This is a genomic window from Psychrobacter proteolyticus, assembly GCF_038155145.1.
Classification (GTDB): Bacteria; Pseudomonadota; Gammaproteobacteria; order Pseudomonadales; family Moraxellaceae; genus Psychrobacter; species Psychrobacter proteolyticus_B.
Window position 1 is genome coordinate 17,940 of record NZ_JBAKAY010000003.1, and the last position, 18,074, is coordinate 36,013.

General features: G+C 42.8%; 17 protein-coding genes and 1 tRNA gene. 3 read left to right on the top strand and 15 right to left on the bottom strand.

Features of this window, described 5'->3' with window-relative positions; all coding sequences use genetic code 11:
- Positions 1-7: 7 nt before the first annotated feature.
- Together V6252_RS04425 and speB are read right to left on the bottom strand one after the other, a co-directional pair.
- On the bottom strand, positions 8-1,729 hold the full coding sequence (locus V6252_RS04425; protein ID WP_341609456.1) for a 5-guanidino-2-oxopentanoate decarboxylase: 1,722 nt from the start codon (positions 1,727-1,729) through the stop codon (positions 8-10).
- A 149-nt stretch (positions 1,730-1,878) separates the two neighbouring features.
- Positions 1,879-2,847: an agmatinase gene (speB, locus tag V6252_RS04430; RefSeq protein WP_057760617.1), complete on the bottom strand. Its 969-nt coding sequence runs from the start codon at positions 2,845-2,847 to the stop codon at positions 1,879-1,881.
- A 320-nt stretch (positions 2,848-3,167) separates the two neighbouring features.
- On the opposite strand from speB, the gene V6252_RS04435 reads away from it, so the two are divergent.
- On the top strand, positions 3,168-4,088 hold the full coding sequence (locus V6252_RS04435; RefSeq protein ID WP_341609457.1) for a LysR family transcriptional regulator: 921 nt from the start codon (positions 3,168-3,170) through the stop codon (positions 4,086-4,088).
- A 150-nt stretch (positions 4,089-4,238) separates the two neighbouring features.
- Here the strand turns inward: V6252_RS04435 and V6252_RS04440 are convergent, their stop codons facing one another.
- The 3 genes from V6252_RS04440 to V6252_RS04450 form a co-directional block, all read right to left on the bottom strand.
- Positions 4,239-6,029, bottom strand: coding sequence for a potassium/proton antiporter (locus V6252_RS04440; RefSeq protein ID WP_165597632.1), 1,791 nt, complete (start codon positions 6,027-6,029; stop codon positions 4,239-4,241).
- A gap of 279 nt (positions 6,030-6,308) precedes the next feature.
- Positions 6,309-6,644 (bottom strand): GlpM family protein, encoded by a 336-nt coding sequence (locus tag V6252_RS04445; protein ID WP_227511140.1) that lies wholly within the window; start codon positions 6,642-6,644, stop codon positions 6,309-6,311.
- Between the two features lie 189 nt (positions 6,645-6,833).
- On the bottom strand, positions 6,834-8,504 hold the full coding sequence (locus V6252_RS04450; RefSeq protein ID WP_341609459.1) for an alpha-keto acid decarboxylase family protein: 1,671 nt from the start codon (positions 8,502-8,504) through the stop codon (positions 6,834-6,836).
- Positions 8,505-8,764: 260 nt separating this feature from the next.
- On the opposite strand from V6252_RS04450, the gene V6252_RS04455 reads away from it, so the two are divergent.
- Positions 8,765-8,839, top strand: a tRNA-Gly gene (locus V6252_RS04455).
- A gap of 460 nt (positions 8,840-9,299) precedes the next feature.
- Here the strand turns inward: V6252_RS04455 and V6252_RS04460 are convergent.
- The 5 genes from V6252_RS04460 to V6252_RS04480 all read right to left on the bottom strand — a co-directional run bounded on the left by V6252_RS04460 (position 9,300) and on the right by V6252_RS04480 (position 11,144).
- On the bottom strand, positions 9,300-9,425 hold the full coding sequence (locus tag V6252_RS04460) for a hypothetical protein (RefSeq protein ID WP_341609460.1): 126 nt from the start codon (positions 9,423-9,425) through the stop codon (positions 9,300-9,302).
- A 4-nt stretch (positions 9,426-9,429) separates the two neighbouring features.
- The gene (locus V6252_RS04465) at positions 9,430-9,654 is read right to left on the bottom strand and encodes a hypothetical protein (RefSeq protein WP_341609462.1); all 225 of its coding nucleotides are present in this window, start codon (positions 9,652-9,654) and stop codon (positions 9,430-9,432) included.
- A gap of 95 nt (positions 9,655-9,749) precedes the next feature.
- Positions 9,750-10,163: an Imm44 family immunity protein gene (locus V6252_RS04470; RefSeq protein ID WP_341609463.1), complete on the bottom strand. Its 414-nt coding sequence runs from the start codon at positions 10,161-10,163 to the stop codon at positions 9,750-9,752.
- A gap of 1 nt (position 10,164) precedes the next feature.
- Positions 10,165-10,611 (bottom strand): hypothetical protein, encoded by a 447-nt coding sequence (locus V6252_RS04475; protein WP_341609464.1) that lies wholly within the window; start codon positions 10,609-10,611, stop codon positions 10,165-10,167.
- A gap of 11 nt (positions 10,612-10,622) precedes the next feature.
- Positions 10,623-11,144, bottom strand: a complete 522-nt coding sequence (locus V6252_RS04480; protein WP_341609466.1) for a hypothetical protein — start codon at positions 11,142-11,144, stop codon at positions 10,623-10,625.
- A 297-nt stretch (positions 11,145-11,441) separates the two neighbouring features.
- On the opposite strand from V6252_RS04480, the gene V6252_RS04485 reads away from it, so the two are divergent.
- Entirely contained in the window at positions 11,442-11,753 is a 312-nt protein-coding gene (locus V6252_RS04485) for a DUF1244 domain-containing protein (protein ID WP_341609467.1), read from the top strand.
- Between the two features lie 87 nt (positions 11,754-11,840).
- Here V6252_RS04485 and V6252_RS04490 read toward each other — a convergent pair whose 3' ends face one another.
- From V6252_RS04490 to V6252_RS04510, 5 genes are all read right to left on the bottom strand, one after another.
- The gene (locus V6252_RS04490; protein ID WP_341609469.1) at positions 11,841-12,284 is read right to left on the bottom strand and encodes an SRPBCC family protein; all 444 of its coding nucleotides are present in this window, start codon (positions 12,282-12,284) and stop codon (positions 11,841-11,843) included.
- Positions 12,285-12,365: 81 nt separating this feature from the next.
- Positions 12,366-13,364 carry a 23S rRNA pseudouridine(2604) synthase RluF gene (rluF, locus tag V6252_RS04495; RefSeq protein ID WP_341609470.1) on the bottom strand — a complete coding sequence of 333 codons (999 nt, stop codon included), beginning with the start codon at positions 13,362-13,364 and terminating at the stop codon, positions 12,366-12,368.
- A 306-nt stretch (positions 13,365-13,670) separates the two neighbouring features.
- Positions 13,671-14,375, bottom strand: coding sequence for a hypothetical protein (locus V6252_RS04500; protein WP_341609471.1), 705 nt, complete (start codon positions 14,373-14,375; stop codon positions 13,671-13,673).
- Positions 14,376-14,678: 303 nt separating this feature from the next.
- Complete coding sequence (locus V6252_RS04505) at positions 14,679-15,836, bottom strand: CaiB/BaiF CoA-transferase family protein (protein WP_341609472.1); 1,158 nt, start codon at positions 15,834-15,836, stop codon at positions 14,679-14,681.
- On the bottom strand, positions 15,829-18,021 hold the full coding sequence (locus tag V6252_RS04510; protein ID WP_341609473.1) for a 3-hydroxyacyl-CoA dehydrogenase NAD-binding domain-containing protein: 2,193 nt from the start codon (positions 18,019-18,021) through the stop codon (positions 15,829-15,831). Before V6252_RS04510 ends, V6252_RS04505 begins: the two co-directional genes overlap by 8 nt.
- Positions 18,022-18,074 lie beyond the last annotated feature (53 nt).

Here is an 18,074-nt window from a genome sequence, read left to right on the forward strand (position 1 = left end):
ATTACTGCTAATTAAAATAAGTCACTGTCTCAGCCATTTCCTTTAGAAAATCATCCGCTTCATCAATCTCATAAATGATCGGCTGTTTACCTTTCGTATCTGTCTTTAGTGCGTCTAGCAGTTGCTGCTTATCGGTTATTCTACGATAGCCAGCGCCAAACCCTGCTGCTAGTGGCTCAAAGTTTGGCGTTTTGATATTGACGCCAATCAATGGTAAACCGCCCTCTTCCATGTAACGACGAATCTCACCGTAGCCTTGGTTGTTCCATAGCAAAACGATCAATGGTAGCTCAAGCTCGGCTGCGCAGATAAGCTCAGCAATCGTAAATTGAATACCGCCATCACCCATTAGACTGACGACGGGTAGATTTGAGCCAACCATGGCCCCGATAGCAGCAGGCAAACCATAGCCTAATGTGCCAAAACCCGTCGATGAGTTAAACCATTTACGCGTCGCTAAGGCTTCAAGACCAAGGTTACCGCTATAGACAGGCTGCGTTGAATCACCAACGAAAATAACGTCTTCTACTTCATCTCTAATTAGCTTCAGTAAGGCATTTTGACCCGCAAAGTCTGTCGTTACATCCTTTAAGATGGCTTGTTTGGCCTCATTTGCTCGTGACAGTGCTTGATGATCGAATGTCTGACCTTCTAAGCGACTACATAAACCACTAATCGCCATCTGTGCGTCAGACAGTACCGCAATATCTGCTCTAAATGGACGCTGCAACTGCTGAGCATCACAGTCGATACGTACCAGCGTGCCATTTATCTTAAACTCACCATTAAAGAACACATCATAGTCAGTCTCACCAAGCTCAGTACCAATCGCTAATACCCAATCCGCCTCGGTAATCACGGCTCGGCCTGCGTCTAATGACTGGTTGCTACCCAAACTTAACGGATGACCAGGTGGCAGCAAGCCTTTGGCATTAATCGTCAAAAACGTTGGTGCATCTATCAGCTCAGCCAATCGCTGTGCATCGTGATCGACATCGACACAGCCGCCTCCATAAAGTATTACAGGGTTTTTTGCAGTTTTTAATGACTGTACGATTAGGTCTAATTGCGTAGGATTCGGCAATGGTCTTGTGACCTGCGGTAGGCTCAAATTACTTGTACCAGCTTCGCTATTTGCTACAGCAGTTAACTTAGGCGGCTTAGCAACATGGCTAGCATCAGCGGTGATGACATCGATAGGCAGCTGAATATGTACAGGGCCAGGACGTGCCCCATCAAATAAGGCAAAAGCTTCTGCGATAACTTTTGGTAACGATTCAGGTTGCCAAATGGTCTTACTCGTCAATGCTACTTTGCTAATCATACCTTGCTGATCATGCAGCTCATGCAAATGCCCTTCGCCACTACCCGTGTCTTTGACTTTATTGACACTAGAGATCACTAGCATCGGTATCGAATCAGCCAGTGCTTGCGCCATCGCCGTCATAATATTGGTCATACCAGGGCCAGTGATAATAAAGCATACGCCAATCTTGCCAGAGGCACGGTAATAGCCATCTGCCATAAACCCAGCACCTTGTTCATGACGCGGTGTCACATGACGAATATTGGTATTAGGTAGACCGCGATACAGCTCTACCGTGTGCACACCAGGGATACCAAAAACGGTCTCTACACCATAATACTCTAGCCACTGCACCAATAGCTCACCGCAGGTCAATGATGATGTGTCAGACAAAGAAGAAGGCGTTTGCGTCAATTGGGTCATGGGTCAGTCATCCTAAAAAATTTCGCTGAATATTCAGATAATTATCAATACCTCAAAACAACCTTTGTATTTTTTCTTTCATACCGATTATTAGTCACTAATTACTGGCTGCAAAGGCTGCTCATTATAGAGGTAATCATTGATGGTGATTAGTAAACCGCCTTAACCTTGTCGTCATAGCGTACGCCCGGCAGGATACATAGCATCTCGAACAATAAATTCGCCGCCAATACCGAGGTATTACCAAATGGATCGTACGGTGGTGATACTTCAACTAAATCCCCACCTACCACATCTAGGCCGCGCATACCGCGTATGATTTCGATACCTTGAGTAGAGGTCAGGCCACCGATTTCAGCAGTACCCGTACCTGGGGCAAACGCAGGATCAATACCGTCGATATCGAAGCTCAAGTAGACAGGACCATCACCTAGCTTTTCGCGTACTTCAGCCATAAGCGGTGTGAGCGACTTATACCAACACTCTTCAGCAGGTACCACGCGGAATCCTTGCTCAGTTGACCAGTCAAACTCTTCAGCGCTGTAGCCTGTACCACGTAGACCAATTTGCACCACACGATTACCATCGATGAGGTTTTCTTCAACAGCGCGGCGGAACGGCGTACCGTGAGCGATTTTTTCGCCAAACATATCATCATTGATATCAGCATGAGCATCGATATGTACCATACCGACAGGGCCATGTTTTTTAGCAAGTGCGCGCAGAATCGGTAACGCGATAGTATGATCGCCGCCTAATGTTAGAGGAATCGCGCCGTGTTTGACGATTTTATCGGTATAGAATTTTTCGATAATATCAACGCTTTTTAGCAGGTTGAATGTATTGATAGGCACATCACCGATGTCAGCGACTTGTAATGACTCAAAAGGTGCAGCGCGAGTGGCCACATTGTAGGGACGAATCATTCTTGACTCATCACGAATCTGTCTAGGACCCAATCTTGCACCGCTACGGTTGGATGCACCAATATCTAAAGGTACGCCAACGAACGCCACATCTAACCCTTCAGCATCGGCTTGAGTTGGCAGACGCATCATAGAAGCGAAACCGCCAAATCTTGGCATATCATTGCCGCTTAATGGTTGATTGAATGTCATAAGTTACTTCCTTGTTCTATTTGGTTTAAGTACACAATTTGCTACATGCCATTGACAATACATAAATATAAGCGCATGAACCATGGTAAAATTCAGAAGCAAACTTCTATTTTTTCGTAGTAAACGAAATTTACATATTATTATCAGAAGTTTTGACAAGCAGAATATTTTGTTAGGTAATCTTAAAACCTTGATAAAATTAGCTTTTACTTTTTATTCCTTAGTGGATGGTACGAATACATATAGAAAAGCAAGGTTGATGAAAATTACTCAATTCTTATCCATTACTATTTAATTAATTTGATATAGGGTGGCGATCGATGCTAGATGAGCTGATAAAAATAGATATAAAAACGCTGCGTAGTTTTATGGCCATCGTAGAGTGCCAAGGCGTGACAGCCGCTCAGTCACGCTTGAATGTCACGACTTCTGTCATCAGTGGACATTTGACGCATTTAGAAGACCGCTTAGGAATGACGCTGTGTCATCGTGGTCGAGCAGGATTTAAGCTCACAGAGGACGGTGCGGCAGTGTATGAGGCTTGTTTGAGCTTTACCGAAGCCGTTGCCAGCTTTCAACATCAATTGCACTACATCCGTCAGTTAGACTCTGTGCGTGGCGGTCATATCAGACTGTGTTTAATCGATCAGATGCCGACGCTTTTTTATGATGCGCTGCGTCAGTGCTTGGCTGCTAGCTACCGTGGCAATCCATTGATACACTTTTCTATTGACGTACAAAGTCCTGAGAGCATGATAGAAAAACTCCTCGGCAACGAGAGTGATATTGGTGTGGGGTATTTTGGTAGCTTTCCACCGCTACTGACCTTTCAACCTGCTTTTATCGAAACACAGGTCGTCTGCTGCGGGCGTGAGCATCGCTCGTTTCATGAGCCTGACAAGCTAACATTTGAGGAATTAGAGCAAGACCATCATTGGGTGAAACGAGGTTATATTACTGATGTCAGTATCAATCATATTCGCCCAAAGATACTGAGCGCGACTACTTATCAGATGGAAGCCACCGCACAGCTTATCCTAGCAGGTCATCATGTCGGTTATTTGCCACGTGATCTAGCAATGCGCTACGAAGAGATGGGACTGATGAAAATACTACTGCCTGATGAGGCAAGCTATGAAGTGAAGCATCACTGGGCATACCGAGAAAACCTACACAAACATGTGGCAGATTTTTTGAATAAAATGATAAATTTGTTGTCAGAGAATTATTCTAAAGCCTAATTTATCAGCAGATTTTGCTACTCGGACTCTCAGTGTTTCTTAATCACAGTGTCCTAGTAGCTAGCGCATTGTCTTTAAAGTAATGCTTTCAAAAATTAAGCCTTATCTTACTATTTTGATAATTAGCTCTTACAAAGCTATGATAAACATTTAGGCGGTCGCTGCTTGGTCTTGGTACTTTAGACCAATGGTTCTTAGCTTCCCTTTGTCATCGACTTCCTTAATAACCAATGACCATTCATCACTTATTACAACGGTATCGCCTGACACTGGCGCAGTACCTAAGTGTGATTTCACGTACTCGGCCACCGTCTGCTCCCACATATTTTTTGCGCTGTCTTCATCGGAAGTTTTGAGTGTTTTTACCAGAGTCTCAGACGCCATAATTCCTGTAAAAAACGGCAAGTCTCCAAGCTTAACACTCGGTGATAGCAACCAATCGCCATAGAAATCATCGATAGCTTTGCGATCTAATGTCGTGTCATTAAAAATCTTGGCGATTTTGCTCGCGTGATTACCTCTCATGGCATACCAGACACTGTCGCCGAATTTTAGCTTTGTGTTGTCATCGACTACTACGATTTGCTGATTACGCACTAGCGCAAAGACACTGATTTCATCTGGATTGATACCTTTGGAGATACCCATAGGATGACGCCCAATGGCAAATGCACCCGACTTTGCCTCAAACTCATACAGCGTGATACTGGCCTTATCAGATACCCAAACTTCATGTTCTTCTTTTGGGTCTTTATTGGTTGGGATACGTACCTTAAATAGATTGGCCATCGTCGGGATGGTTGTGCCTTGCAAAATCAACGACAGAACCACGACGCCAAAGGCAATATCAAACAGCATAAAAGCGTTATCTATACCAGCCATGACGGGTAAAATCGCTAAGGTGATAGGCACTGCACCGCGCAAGCCAACCCAAGAGATAAACCCAATCTCTCTGTCTTTAAATTTGAATGGTTTTACGCTGGTATAGACGGCAATAGGACGCGCCACAAATATCATAAAGAGCGCGATTGCAACCGAATAATGCCAGACATTGAGGACGTTTGATGGAGTGACCAACAGTCCTAATACCACAAACAGCACCGCCTGAGACAGCCAAGCAAAGCTGTCCATCACTCGCATGACATGCTCTGTCGAGCGCACCTTGTGGTTGCCGATTAACACACCAGTGAGGTATACCGCCAAAAATCCACTGCCGCCAATGAGATTGGTCGCAGCGAACACGGCCAAGCCAGCGGAGAGGATTAAAATGGCGTACATGCCTTCTGCCAAATGTACTTTAGGCAATAATCGGGATAAGAAATAACCGAACAATAAGCCCATACCTAGCCCAAAGCTCAACTGCTGTAGCAATAAAACTAAAAAGCCAAATACTGTCTGACCATCAGGATCAACATTTAGGGCAATCAAACCAGTGACTAATAAAATAGCCAAGGGATCGTTGGCACCAGACTCAAGTTCAAGCGTAGCCTGCACACGGTCGTTAAGCTTGACGCCGCCATTACGTAATAGAGAAAATACCGCTGCTGCATCGGTTGAGCCGACAATCGCAGCCATCAGCAGACCAAAGCGCCAATCGACATCGAGCAGCCAAGTGACAAATACCCCTAGCACCATGACCGTGACCAACACGCCCCACGTGGCCAGCGTAATCGCAGGTTTTAGCCCTACTCGAAACGATTTAAAAGACGTACGTAAACCACCATCTAGCAAGATACAAGCTAAGGCTGCTTGCCCAACGAAATTGGCTAGCGCATATTGAGAGAACTCAATACCCAAGATACCCTGCTCGCCTGCCAACATACCCACTATCAAAAACAGCAACAACAATGGTACGCCTAAGCGCGCCGATAATGTACTCGCCATGATACTGGCGAAAATTAGTACTGCGCCTACGAGATACAGGATATTTAAGGTATCCATTTTTTTTGAGCCCTATTTTTTATTATTAAGAATAGTAATTGATTGCGATGGGGTTTTCGTTATCTTGCTGTTAGTAGATATTACACCAGTGAGCCTATCATAAGCGGCCGTTATTCAAAATATGAATGACAATTATTTATGATGATATTAGCATCACCATCAGAACTAGCAGCCAATACTAAATCAATAAAAAAGACTTCAATAAAAAACGCTCTAATATTAAAGTTAAGCTTGTAAAATATCATTGCTGTGCTAAAAGAGTTTACGTCTTAATATTACTTAACCCTGAATGTATTGCCATGTCAGTACCAGAATAGCCGCCGCTATTGTCCAAGCGACCACCCCTAATAGCAGTGCCTTGTATAAACTCATATAACTGATGCTAAAAAATACCACAAAGGTATAAATCAAATGCGGTATGACACCAAGCATACTAAATATCAGCGCGACCTTTAAATCAGCAGGACTGCGCTCAGTACCAACGATAAAGTGACTGATTAACGTAAAAGTGGGGAATAGCGGCGCAAGTGCCGCCAAATAGAAAAACCGGGTTTGGGCGAACATTTGAATCGCCAGTACCATCAAGGCGCCGATAAGCATTTTTAACCAAATCACGACGGGTCTGTCTCCTGTTGACTATCAAGGCTGAACGTAGCCCAATCCGCCATGATACTAAAGTCTGCAAACTGACATAAGAGCAATCGCTGATTAATTAATCTGTATGATAAAAAAATGCAAAAACCCCATCTAGCTAAGTTGCTAAATGGGGCTGTTACTTTTATTCATTAAGCTTTTACGAATGACTTAGTCCTTTTTTGGCTTTAATGCCGCGCTGATGTCTGCTAGCAATGGCGGAATATCATGCTTGTCTGCGATCACCTCAATCATTATAAGCTTATCGGTAGTCGCAGCAGCTTTGTCGAAAGCAGATTTTAGCTCGCCTGCTGTCTCTGCTTTGAGTAGTACACTATTTTCTTCTGTCGCGCCAAACGCTCGCGGCATGATTTGCCAATCGCATTTAGGAATATCATTATAGTATTGGTTTTCGCCATGAATCGCGCGCTCTACCGTATAGCCGTCGTTATTGATTAAGACTATCACAGGATTGATGCGTTCTTGAATCATGACCGCTAGCTCTTGGATCGTTAGCAATGCTGAGCCGTCACCAATTAATAACACGCTACGCTTATCTGGCGATGCGATTGCCGCACCCAAGCTGGCAGGTAACGTGTAGCCAATTGACCCCCACATCGGCTGCCCATATGATGTTACCCCTTCTGGTAGGCGCACATCACTGATACCAAAATAGGCCGTGCCTTGTTCAGAAAACACCAAATTATTGTGATCTAAGCGGTCAGCGATAATATGCCATAAGTCATCTTGGCGGATAGCCTCACTGTCTTTACCTTTTTGTTCGTGCGGCTTAACTTCTTCACAGAAAGGTTTTGGCACGATATTAATGCCAGAGGTCATCACTTCATGTAGGGCTTGCAACGCATCTTTTAGCGCAATCGGTGCAAAGTTCTTACCACTGATAGAAGCACGCTCATAATGCAAGTCTACGACCACATCTTCATTGATATCTTGGCTAAACCCTGCGGTGGTAGTGTCAGTATATTGCACCCCTACTTTGATGAGACATTCGCAGTTTTCTACCGCATCTTTGACAATTGGACGCGAAGCAACACCCGCATAAGTGCCTGCCCAACGGTCACTATTTTCATCAAGCAGCGTCTTGCCCCAAGATAGCGTGGTATAAGGAATATCGGTATCAGCAATCAACGCTTTGAGCTGCGACTGCAATCCCAAACGATGCACCATCAAATCTGCCATTAGGGTCGTGGTCTTATTTGGCAAAAACTCGGTTAGTGCTTGCTTAAAATCTGATAATGCCGCTTGGCTGGTAATATCTTCTTGGCTATCGATCAACTTGGTCGTTGGTGGATAGATAGGCTGACGCGCAACGTCTGGTGATAATAGTAGGTAACCTGGACGATGCTTTTTGAGAATTAAGCGAATCACTCTATCAATTTCTGAAGCAGCATTTTCAGGAGTAAGCTGCGCTCGTGCTACCGTCACAGGCTCAACCATCTTAATAAAATGATTGAACACGCCATCACCAAGCGAATGATGAATACGGCGCTTTGAATCTTGTAGAGCCGTGCTTGGTGCACCTACGATATGCAATACCGGTGCGTACTCAGCAAAAGAACCTGCGGTCGCGTTAATCGCTGACAGCTCGCCTACGCCAAAAGTCGTCACCATGGCGGCAAACCCACGCTCACGTGCGTATCCATCCGCAGCATAGCCAGCATTTAGCTCATTTGTGTTGCCTACCCAGCGTAGCTTGTCAGAAGCAAGAACGTTATCCAAAAAAGTTAAGTTAAAATCACCAGGTACGCCAAATATCTCAGAGGCGCCCGCTTCTGCGACACGATCAAACAAATAATCAGCGATGGTATATTGTTGACTCATTTTTTATCCTTATGACTTATCTTTGTAAGTATTGATAATTGTGAATGTGATTGAGATTAAATTATAAAGTGCGTCCCAGCTTATTTATGTACTACAAAGCTTTTGGAATACATATTATAATAAACCGTTATAACATATATCCATGGCCAGAAGACACGCCTATTTTAATAACTTTAATTTTTTTCGTCATAGATGTTGACACCTAAAAAAAACTGCGTATAATACGCCTTCATCAACTGACGATAGTTAATTGATAATTAGCGGGAATAGCTCAGTGGTAGAGCATAACCTTGCCAAGGTTGGGGTCGAGAGTTCGAATCTCTTTTCCCGCTCCAAATATGGCTTGAAAAAGCACTAAAAGCCTCACTCCTTAAATAGGAAGTGAGGCTTTTTTTTGTTTGTTTTTTGAGGGCTACTCCACTTAAGCTTATGTGTTACGACACTTACTCACAGACTCATTCGCTTATCTTTCAACTCTTCACAAAACCCGGTGTAAAGCTTATAAGTAATTAAATAACTTCTTCCTTTTGACAAACAGTAAAACATATCTTTTTTTAAGTAATATGCCATATCAGAATCATTCACATCTAAAAGATATAATTTATTAGACTGCTTAAAGTCAGTAATCCAGCTATTTGCAACTTTACTGTAATGAGACAGTTTTATCGAAATTTTTTCTAAACAATACAACGATGCCATGAATAAAAAGTTTTTAATATCACACCAAATGAGCTCGTTTAAAACTGGATTGCCTATTTCGTCAACTTCCTCACGGTAAATGATACCTGTGGACTGTTAGATACATAAAAGGCCTGATTTATTTTTACTGTCAGGGTTGCTGTTACCTTTATCAAATATTCCCGCTGCGATAGCAGGTACAGCAAGCCCTGCCGTACCTGTAATAGCTGCAATAGCTTTCAAATTCTTAGGTAAGTTCCTTTTGCTCATCAATAATCTCAGTCCGACCCGCCTGAGTCAACACACGCGTATCAATACCCGTATCGACAGCCAGTCCACCTGTTTGCACATCTTTAATAGTTGTTTCAGTATTCAAGGCGTCACGGTTGACGCCTGCTAAGCTGTCCTTACCTGTGAGTGCGTCCCCTGTGACAATAGCGCCTTGGCCAACAGTGGCTTTGGTGAGAAACATAAAAAAAGCTACGATGCATGAAGTATCGTAGCTTTCTGATCTAATTGCGCTTAACTTTTATGTGTACGGCTCATCCCACACTACAATCAGTAATGTTAATGAGCAATTATCCAGCCATTTTTTAAAGCAACGCTTTGTGTATCTTGACGTAAGCTTTCAATGCCTGCTTCGTTTAGTCCCTTTTCAATTAATAAATCTAGACTTCGCATCAGCATCTCGTAGATAAACTGTTGCTGACGCTTGGCATCTCCATTTACAAATTCAGGGTAATCAATTTGTAATTTAAAATCCATTTTCTTAGTCTTTGGTGAGTATTTTATGACTTCACAATATCGCTCTTGATCTACTTTGTCTTTCATTAAAATTGCTATGCAGCGCCATTTATCTAAGTCAATATCATAGTCTTTATCGTTGATTTTTACGTTTATTTCATCTTCTACGAAGTTTCTTGCGGTTCTCATCTCATGACCAATATCACCACTATATTCCGAACTTATCCATAATTTCATGTTACCTACCTTTAAGCTCAGGGAGTGACAAAGTCATAAACTGCGTCATGCCATACTCAAAATCACGCTCTAACTTATCTTCATCTATGACTTCACCAAGTTCTATAGCTTTTTGTTTTAATAAATCAAAACAGGATCTGACCCCTTCGGCAATGTATGAGCGTAACTCTACATCGGTTTTATTCTGCCAGCGCTCTTGTGGAATGGTGAAATCAATAGTGTAAACATTCCTACTTGCTGACTTTTGTAGAAATTCTGCTCCTTCAGACTCAAAGTTTTGATGTTTACCACTAACTCTAAAAACAATGGATAGGAAGAGCAATGTTTTAAAATAATCACTTTCGTCCTGTTTCTGATAAAATATTTTGTTTAACAAAAGATGATAAGAACCTATTATTTTGTCAGCTTGAGTACTGCCACTTTGAGCACCAAATTGAATCATATACATTGTTATACTCCTTAATCGTCAGTATTGTTTTTTATATGTGGTGGTATATAGTTGGGGTCGTATTTAGGGTGAGAGGGATCGCGTTTGCCCGCCCATGACTCCTTATTATCTGGTCCTGGATGGCGTTCGGTTATATTACGCTCTATCTGGACAGCTTTATTTCGCGGACGCTCGCCGATTACTCTAATTCTTCCACCGTCAATTTCAGCATCTGTGTATCTAGTATTGGCATTTTGTGAAATGCCTGTTTTTAGGTAATTTCCCTCGGCATCATACTTTTGGTAAATTTCGGTAGGCTGGTTTCCTAAAGTATTACCATGCTCATTAGGCGAGTTGGTTGTCCGTTGAACCCCATTATCATCAATCACATAGTAACCACCACTGTCTCTTTTATAGATTTCATTACCACTATCGTCACGCTTACCCGTACTGGTTAATCTTCCACCACTTGGGCCTGTGATACTACCATCAGGATTGTAAGTGTATGCTCCTTCTTTCGCATCACCAATAGCGCCTCTTTGACCATTACCCATTCTTGGAGTCGAGAGTTCGAATCTTTTTTCCCACTACAAATACTTACAAAGCCTAAAAGTCAGCACCATGACCAAAACGTGACCATTTCGTGCCCAATCTTCAAAACTGAAGTCTCTTTTCAACTGTGAGAGTTATAGTACTATTAGAATTGACTATCACTACAGTGCACTCTGATTAACGACTGACTGAGCCATTCATAAACTTTATAGATGTTGAGCCCATACAGGTTGCGCAATATTTATATCGTTAGTATCATTTCAGTTTTGAAATGACTCAATTACAATTAGGAAAATATTATGGCAAAATTAGAATCAAACATCGAATTAGAAGCCGCGGCATTTCGTCGCTTACTAGCTCATTTAGACGAGCGTAAAGATGTACAAAACATCGAGCTGATGAACCTTGCCGATTTTTGTCGTAACTGCTTATCCAAATGGTATAAGGCGGCTGGTGAAGAACGTGGTATTGACATCGACTACGAGGATGCGCGCGAACTTGTTTATGGTATGCCTTATGTTGAGTGGAAAGAGAAATATCAACAGAAAGCAACGCCAGAGCAGTTAGCGCGTTTTAACGAGATTGAAGCTGCTAAGAATAAAACGGATTAAAACTGATAGTGATGGCTCAAACAAAATAAGCCATCACTAGGGCGTGTCCTAAATAACTATATCAAAAAATCCAACATTGCCGCTAGATTAGCGGCTTTCTATAGATTTGAGTATGCTACTAAACCCTATGGTTCCTTGTTTCTGCATTTGACGGTCAAACAGGCGACCGACTAATGGCAATGGTACCGTCAATCGACCCTCAGACACCCAAGTCACGCGTGTGGTGCCATCGCCCAAGTCTTTTAAGTCAATGATACCTTTATCATGCTGCATTTTGATAGGCTTAGATTTTTCGATTTGGTATTGCATATGAGTAGGACGTTCAAACGCTGTAATCCGCTCCCAGAACTTAACGGGTCCCGTTTGAATGCTACGTAAAGCCCCGACGCCATTGCGCTCCTCGTCACCTTCATTCACCAACTTAGCCACTCCTACCGCTTTAAATGAGCCATAACTGGCATGGTCACTCAGTGCTTCAAATACCTCATCAATCGGTTTTTTGACAATGCGCTCTACTTTTATTTTAAACATAATATTATCTCATTAAGATTAAAGTTATTTAGCTTACTGCCATTTTAAAAATAAATATAGTAGCCACATTGTGAAAAATTATTACCGTGAAGAGCCTCTTCCTTTTGAAGGACGCCTGCCATTGGTAGTAGGTTTTCCATTGCCTCCAGACTTACTATTACCCCCTGACGGCTTACCACGACCAGTAGGACGTCCACCTTTAGAACCTGCTGGTTTTCTAGCATCATCCTTGGCGTATTTGTTACGCCCCTTTGCTGCCCCTGCCGATTTTGTAGATGGTTTTGACTTTGACGAAGCATTCGCACGAGGTTTCTTTCGTGGCGCATTACGAGATTTCTTGTTTGAGTGATTGTCTTGTGAAGAAGAGTCTTCTACAGATTTAAGTAGCACGGACAGCTCTTTTGGAGTTAAGTCTCGCCAGTCACCAACAGGAAGCCCCTTGAGACTTACATTCATAATCCGCGTACGTTCAAGCTTGACGACTTCATAGCCAAAGTGCTCACACATACGACGAATTTGACGGTTCAAACCTTGAACGAGCGTGATATTAAACACATTAGGAGCTACTCTAGTCACTGGGCATTTTTTGGTCATCTTGCCAAGCATCGGCACACCGCCCGCCAAACCTTCGATAACACTATCCGTTAACGGCTTGTTTACTGTAACTAGATACTCTTTCTCATGATTATTGCCAGCACGTAATACCTTATTGACCAAATCACCATTGTTAGTCAAAAAGATCAAACCTTGGGAATCTTTGTCTAAACGGCCAATCGGAAAAATACGTAAACTATGTCGCACAAAATCGACAATATTATTTTTCTCAGAGCTTTCTGTAGTACTCACAATGCCTACTGGCTTATTTAATGCAATAAAAATAAAATCATCAGGCTCTCGCGGCTCAATAAGCTGACCATTAACTTTTACTGCATCACCAGCAACCACCTGATCACCGACCGACGCACGTTTGCCATTGATGTATACATTACCTTGTTCAATAAAGCGGTCAGCGTCTCGCCTAGAGCAAATACCACTTTCGCTGATGTATTTATTTAAACGAGTCGAGGAAGCGTTGAACATAAAGCACCGTTTTACCTGATAATAAGCGTTTTTTGCTAAGAAAAAAGACTAAATTGAATGGATCAACAATAACGAAATAGCTCACATTATATAGGAAATTGACTGACCCTTTGAGGAGAGATGGGTAAAAACCTAGAAATGTATAAAGTCATGTGATTTTGGATGATGTTGAAAGAACTTATTTATGAGATTAGGAATTTAAAAAGCCTCTCCATTCATCATACGAGCAGTGAGGCTTTTTTCTAGTTTTTTATTTTCAAATCTATTCTTTTGACATTAGATCACTCTACTAATCTATATTCCACACTACTCAGCATCATCCAACAGTTTATTAAGCTCGTCCACCATTGGATCGTCAATGATACTGCCTTCTACATAGCTGATTATCTCATCTACAGTCGTCAGATCCATTTCACGAATACCTAAACTGGCTAGTTGCGCATTAATCGATTCTAAGCTGTCATTATCTTCAGTATCATCTAATAAATCCTCTTCAAATCTACCTCTGACAAACCAGTACATTTTTTCTAGTACGGTTTCTTTTTTGGTCAAAGTAGAATAACCATCGCCATAAATGAACAGGTTGAAATGATAAGGTATTTCTACATCATTGATGAAAAATGTACGTTGGCACTCTAATGTATAGGCTTGAATCTCTTCACTCTCAGCGCTTTCATCACTTTTGTTGTCTTCATCATACTCAATCGCCTCTTCTATCAACTCACCTAATATCTGATAGTCGCCGACTTTGATTTTATGATTATAAATGATAGCAGAGTCTGCGATTGCATCAAAAATAATGGCACTGACATCTAAGGTGTGGTTATCGATATCATAGAATGCTTTTAACGCTGGCAAAAACTTGGTCAGCTCTTCTTCCGGCACTTGAATGAGAAACTGCTGCTCGTATATTTTAATCATATCTTCAGGAGCATAGGTATTAGCAGTATTGGTCTCGTTTCTACCTGTTGGCTGCAAAGGTAAAAAATTATACGGGTTATGTTTGGTCATTCAGAACTGCCTTTTTGCTTAAGTTAAATTTATTAAATGTCTGTGTTGCTCAATCTCTAAGAGCCTTTGAACGTGCTACTATTTTTCAGTACTGTAAGACTTTAGGATTTATGGGTGTATTGTCTCTTATTCAGGCAATTTTAGATAGACAGTTATAAATATACAAGTTCAATCACTCTGGTTTAGACAGGCAGTCAGAATAATACAGACTAAAAAGACGATGCTAGCCAGCAGCAGATTGGTATCGTTTTCAAGGGCTAAACCCATCTTCTCTTTTCTCTAAGACTACTTACATACTAATTATCAATTCACCTGTTGCCACCCTGACGTCGCATGATGTTCATCTTGATGTGCAAATAAAGGGTGAACTTTGGCTTCATGTAAACTCAACACAGGGGTCACACAGACATCCGTTACTGAAAATACAAGTTGCCAATACTCAAGCGTTTGACTGGCAAATTTTTCCGCGATTGTGTTGGTCGCGGCTTCACTCTCGGGTCTATTGGGCATGATACCAAGTTGCCAGTGTATTTCTTTAAGCGACGGCAGCTCCAATACCTCACATAGACCTTGCCAAAATTTCAGCTCCAAGGAACCAACCGCCATATGACGCTGATCAGCGGTTTGGTACAATCGATAGCATGGTAATGCACCGCCTAAAAAATCATGCTGCGGCAGTAGAGTGTCGTTTAAGCCATCTCCTGAAAGGCTATTAATCAGTTTGCCTGTGACCTTTGGCATGACCATATGATTGTACAAACTGTGCGTCATACTAATAGCAATGTGTCGTCCCCTGCCCGTACGCTGGGCGGCAAATACAGCAGCCAACAATGCTATCACGGCTGTGTCACTACCACCTGCCAAATCCGCAAACTGGATATTGGGCATAGCCTGCTCACCCTGCGCTGTTCTTAGCTGATCTAGTACACCGCTCATAGCCATAAAATTGATATCATGACCTGCCTTATTGGCCCAGTCATGATTCACTTGAGAGCCATTTTTTGAGTCAGCATCTTCTAAGTAAATACCTTCTTTTACGTAATTGCCTTCTTTTACGTAATTGCCTGCTACACCATAGCCAGTGATTGACACTATTACTAGCTTTGGATTGATGGCATGCAAGGTCTTAGCATCTAGCCCCATTTCCGCCAAGATACCTGGGCGAAAGCTATCTAGCATCACATCAGCTTCTTTGAGATGTGCTTTTATAGCTTCAATGGCTTTGGGATCATGAAAGTCATATTTTTCGGTCGTCTTACCGTGGTTTAGAGCTACGAATAACTCACCAAATACCCGAGCAGGATCACCTTGTTTGGGTTCGATTTTAAGGACGTCCGCGCCCAAATCTGCTAGCAAACGCGTAGCAAAAGGCCCCGGCAAGTTACGAGTTAGATCGATCACTCGTAACCCTTGTAGACAGTCTCCCATTTGATCATGATTTGATACATGCATGTCAGTCATCGGAGAAGGCCTCGCCTTTGGCTGCCATATCTAACAAGATTTGAGCTGGCTCAAAACGTTCGCCGTATTTTGCCGCGAGCTCACGACTACGTTTGATGAACTCGTCCAAACCAATTGCATTGATAAACTGTAGCGTACCGCCATGCTGCGGTGCAAACCCCCAGCCAAAGATAGACCCTATATTGGTGTCGGCAACTGAGCGCACAACATTTTCCTCATAGCATTTAGCAGATTCATTGGCTTGAATAAACATCAAACGGTCAACCAAATCTTGCTGCGAGGGTTGCTCTGATTTTGGCGGATATAAATTTACCAGCTCAGGCCATAGATGCTTATCACCCTCTATTGGATAGTCATAGAATCCTTTGCCATTTTTCTTACCTTCGCGCCCATGCTCATTAACCAGCGTTTTTAGTATGTCATAAGAAGGCCGCACTACGATTGGCTTACCTTCGACTGCCATATCAAGCTGCTGCTGTTCGCTGACATGCAATGCGAGGCTCAACGACACTTCATCTTGCAATGCTAGCGGCGGCATCGGCATACCTGTTTTTAGTCCGGCGACTTCGATGCTACGCGGATGCATACCCTCTCCTAGCATCGCAATACCCTCTGAAACATAGGTGCCAAATACCCGCGAGGTATAAAATCCGTGGCTGTCATTGACGACGATAGGCGTTTTACCTATTTGCACAACATAGTCGAAAGCTTTGGCCAATGTCGCATCGTCGGTTTGCTCGCCCATGATAATCTCAACGAGCGGCATCTTGTCTACTGGCGAGAAAAAATGCAGACCGATAAACTGGTTTGGTCGCGTACTGGCTTTTGCCAGTCCAGTAATCGGTAGCGTTGAGGTATTAGACGCATAGACGGCCTTACTTGAAATCACTGCTTCACTTTGCTGGGTACACTTTGCTTTGATTTCTCGGTTTTCAAACACCGCTTCGATAATAAGATCACAATCTGCCAAATCATCATAAGAAACGGTTGGCGTGATGCGTTCTAAGAGAGCTTGTTTTTTCTCTTCAGTAGCACGCTTTCGGCTGATGGCTTTATCCAAAATACTAGCAGAATACGCTTTGCCTTTTTCTGCATTGGCAATTTCTGTGTCCAATAAGACAACGTCTATACCTACTTTGGCAGTGACATAAGCAATGCCAGCGCCCATCATGCCAGCGCCCAAGATACCGACCTTTTTAATTTGGGTTCGCTCAAACCCTTGGGGCCTAGACTGACCTTTCTTGATACTATTCAGCTGCGTCCATAAGGTGTTAATCATGTTTTTAGATTCAGTAGACATCACGCAAGCGGCAAAATAACGCGACTCAATTTCAAGCCCTGTATCGATATCTACTAGGCATCCTTCAAACACACAAGACATAATGTGAGTAATCGCTGGATAGTTGCCATGTGATTTTTGATTGGCCATGGCTGGGGCGATAGAGAATATAGGAACTACCTTTGGATGCTTACTATCGCCGCCAGGAATTTTAAAACCTTTCTTATCCCATGGCTGCTGCGCGCTTGGATTACTTTGAATCCAGTCTTTTGCTTGCTTCAGCATATCTGCTCGATCAGTAGCGGTCGCATCAATAAGTCCAATGTCTTTTGCCGCAGCTGGTCGTAATTCTTTGCCCTGAGTCATCAGCTCCAGTGCTACCTGAATACCGACCAATCGAGGCAAACGCTGAGTACCGCCGCCGCCAGGTAGCAAGCCCAGTTTCACCTCAGGCAAACCAAGCTTGGTCTTGGGCGTGTCAATGGCAATACGATAATGACATGCCAGTGCAAGCTCTAAACCGCCGCCTAGTGCGGTTCCTGTCATAGCAGCGACCACAGGCTTACCTGAGGTCTCAAGCTTGCGCAAACTTCCCTTTAATTCTTCGGTCAGTGAAAATGCTTGCTCGGCTGTCTTTATCTGGTTTAATTGATCAATATCTGCACCAACCACAAAGGTTTCTTTAGCCGATGTGAGAATCAAGCCTGTAGCGGCATCATCATTGATGAAACTATCGACCATCGTGGCGAACGACTCCGTAAAGCCATCACCGATAACATTCATTTTTCGTTTGCTTTGGTCAATTGTGACGGTGACGATACCATCGTCGTCATCACGCTGGGCAGAGAAGTTCTCTAATTCATTAATGGCTGTTACGCTATCTGCTGTCTGGTTATTTGTCATCATTTTTATCCCTTAAATGATTCTTTGTATATTGCGTTTTAGTTTATTTTAGAAAG

What these genes read in the sequence shown, in the direction of transcription:
- V6252_RS04505 (WP_341609472.1), bottom strand. Translation starts at nt 15,836, where the DNA reads ATGACTGACATGCATGTATCAAATCATGATCAAATGGGAGACTGTCTA.
- V6252_RS04470 (WP_341609463.1), bottom strand. Translation starts at nt 10,163, where the DNA reads ATGAAATTATGGATAAGTTCGGAATATAGTGGTGATATTGGTCATGAG.
- rluF (WP_341609470.1), bottom strand. Translation starts at nt 13,364, where the DNA reads ATGTTCAACGCTTCCTCGACTCGTTTAAATAAATACATCAGCGAAAGT.
- V6252_RS04475 (WP_341609464.1), bottom strand. Translation starts at nt 10,611, where the DNA reads ATGTATATGATTCAATTTGGTGCTCAAAGTGGCAGTACTCAAGCTGAC.
- V6252_RS04500 (WP_341609471.1), bottom strand. Translation starts at nt 14,375, where the DNA reads ATGACCAAACATAACCCGTATAATTTTTTACCTTTGCAGCCAACAGGT.
- V6252_RS04480 (WP_341609466.1), bottom strand. Translation starts at nt 11,144, where the DNA reads ATGGGTAATGGTCAAAGAGGCGCTATTGGTGATGCGAAAGAAGGAGCA.
- V6252_RS04510 (WP_341609473.1), bottom strand. Translation starts at nt 18,021, where the DNA reads ATGATGACAAATAACCAGACAGCAGATAGCGTAACAGCCATTAATGAA.
- V6252_RS04450 (WP_341609459.1), bottom strand. Translation starts at nt 8,504, where the DNA reads ATGAGTCAACAATATACCATCGCTGATTATTTGTTTGATCGTGTCGCA.
- V6252_RS04490 (WP_341609469.1), bottom strand. Translation starts at nt 12,284, where the DNA reads ATGTTTAAAATAAAAGTAGAGCGCATTGTCAAAAAACCGATTGATGAG.
- V6252_RS04485 (WP_341609467.1), top strand. Translation starts at nt 11,442, where the DNA reads ATGGCAAAATTAGAATCAAACATCGAATTAGAAGCCGCGGCATTTCGT.
- V6252_RS04425 (WP_341609456.1), bottom strand. Translation starts at nt 1,729, where the DNA reads ATGACCCAATTGACGCAAACGCCTTCTTCTTTGTCTGACACATCATCA.
- V6252_RS04465 (WP_341609462.1), bottom strand. Translation starts at nt 9,654, where the DNA reads ATGTTTCTCACCAAAGCCACTGTTGGCCAAGGCGCTATTGTCACAGGG.
- V6252_RS04440 (WP_165597632.1), bottom strand. Translation starts at nt 6,029, where the DNA reads ATGGATACCTTAAATATCCTGTATCTCGTAGGCGCAGTACTAATTTTC.
- V6252_RS04435 (WP_341609457.1), top strand. Translation starts at nt 3,168, where the DNA reads ATGCTAGATGAGCTGATAAAAATAGATATAAAAACGCTGCGTAGTTTT.
- speB (WP_057760617.1), bottom strand. Translation starts at nt 2,847, where the DNA reads ATGACATTCAATCAACCATTAAGCGGCAATGATATGCCAAGATTTGGC.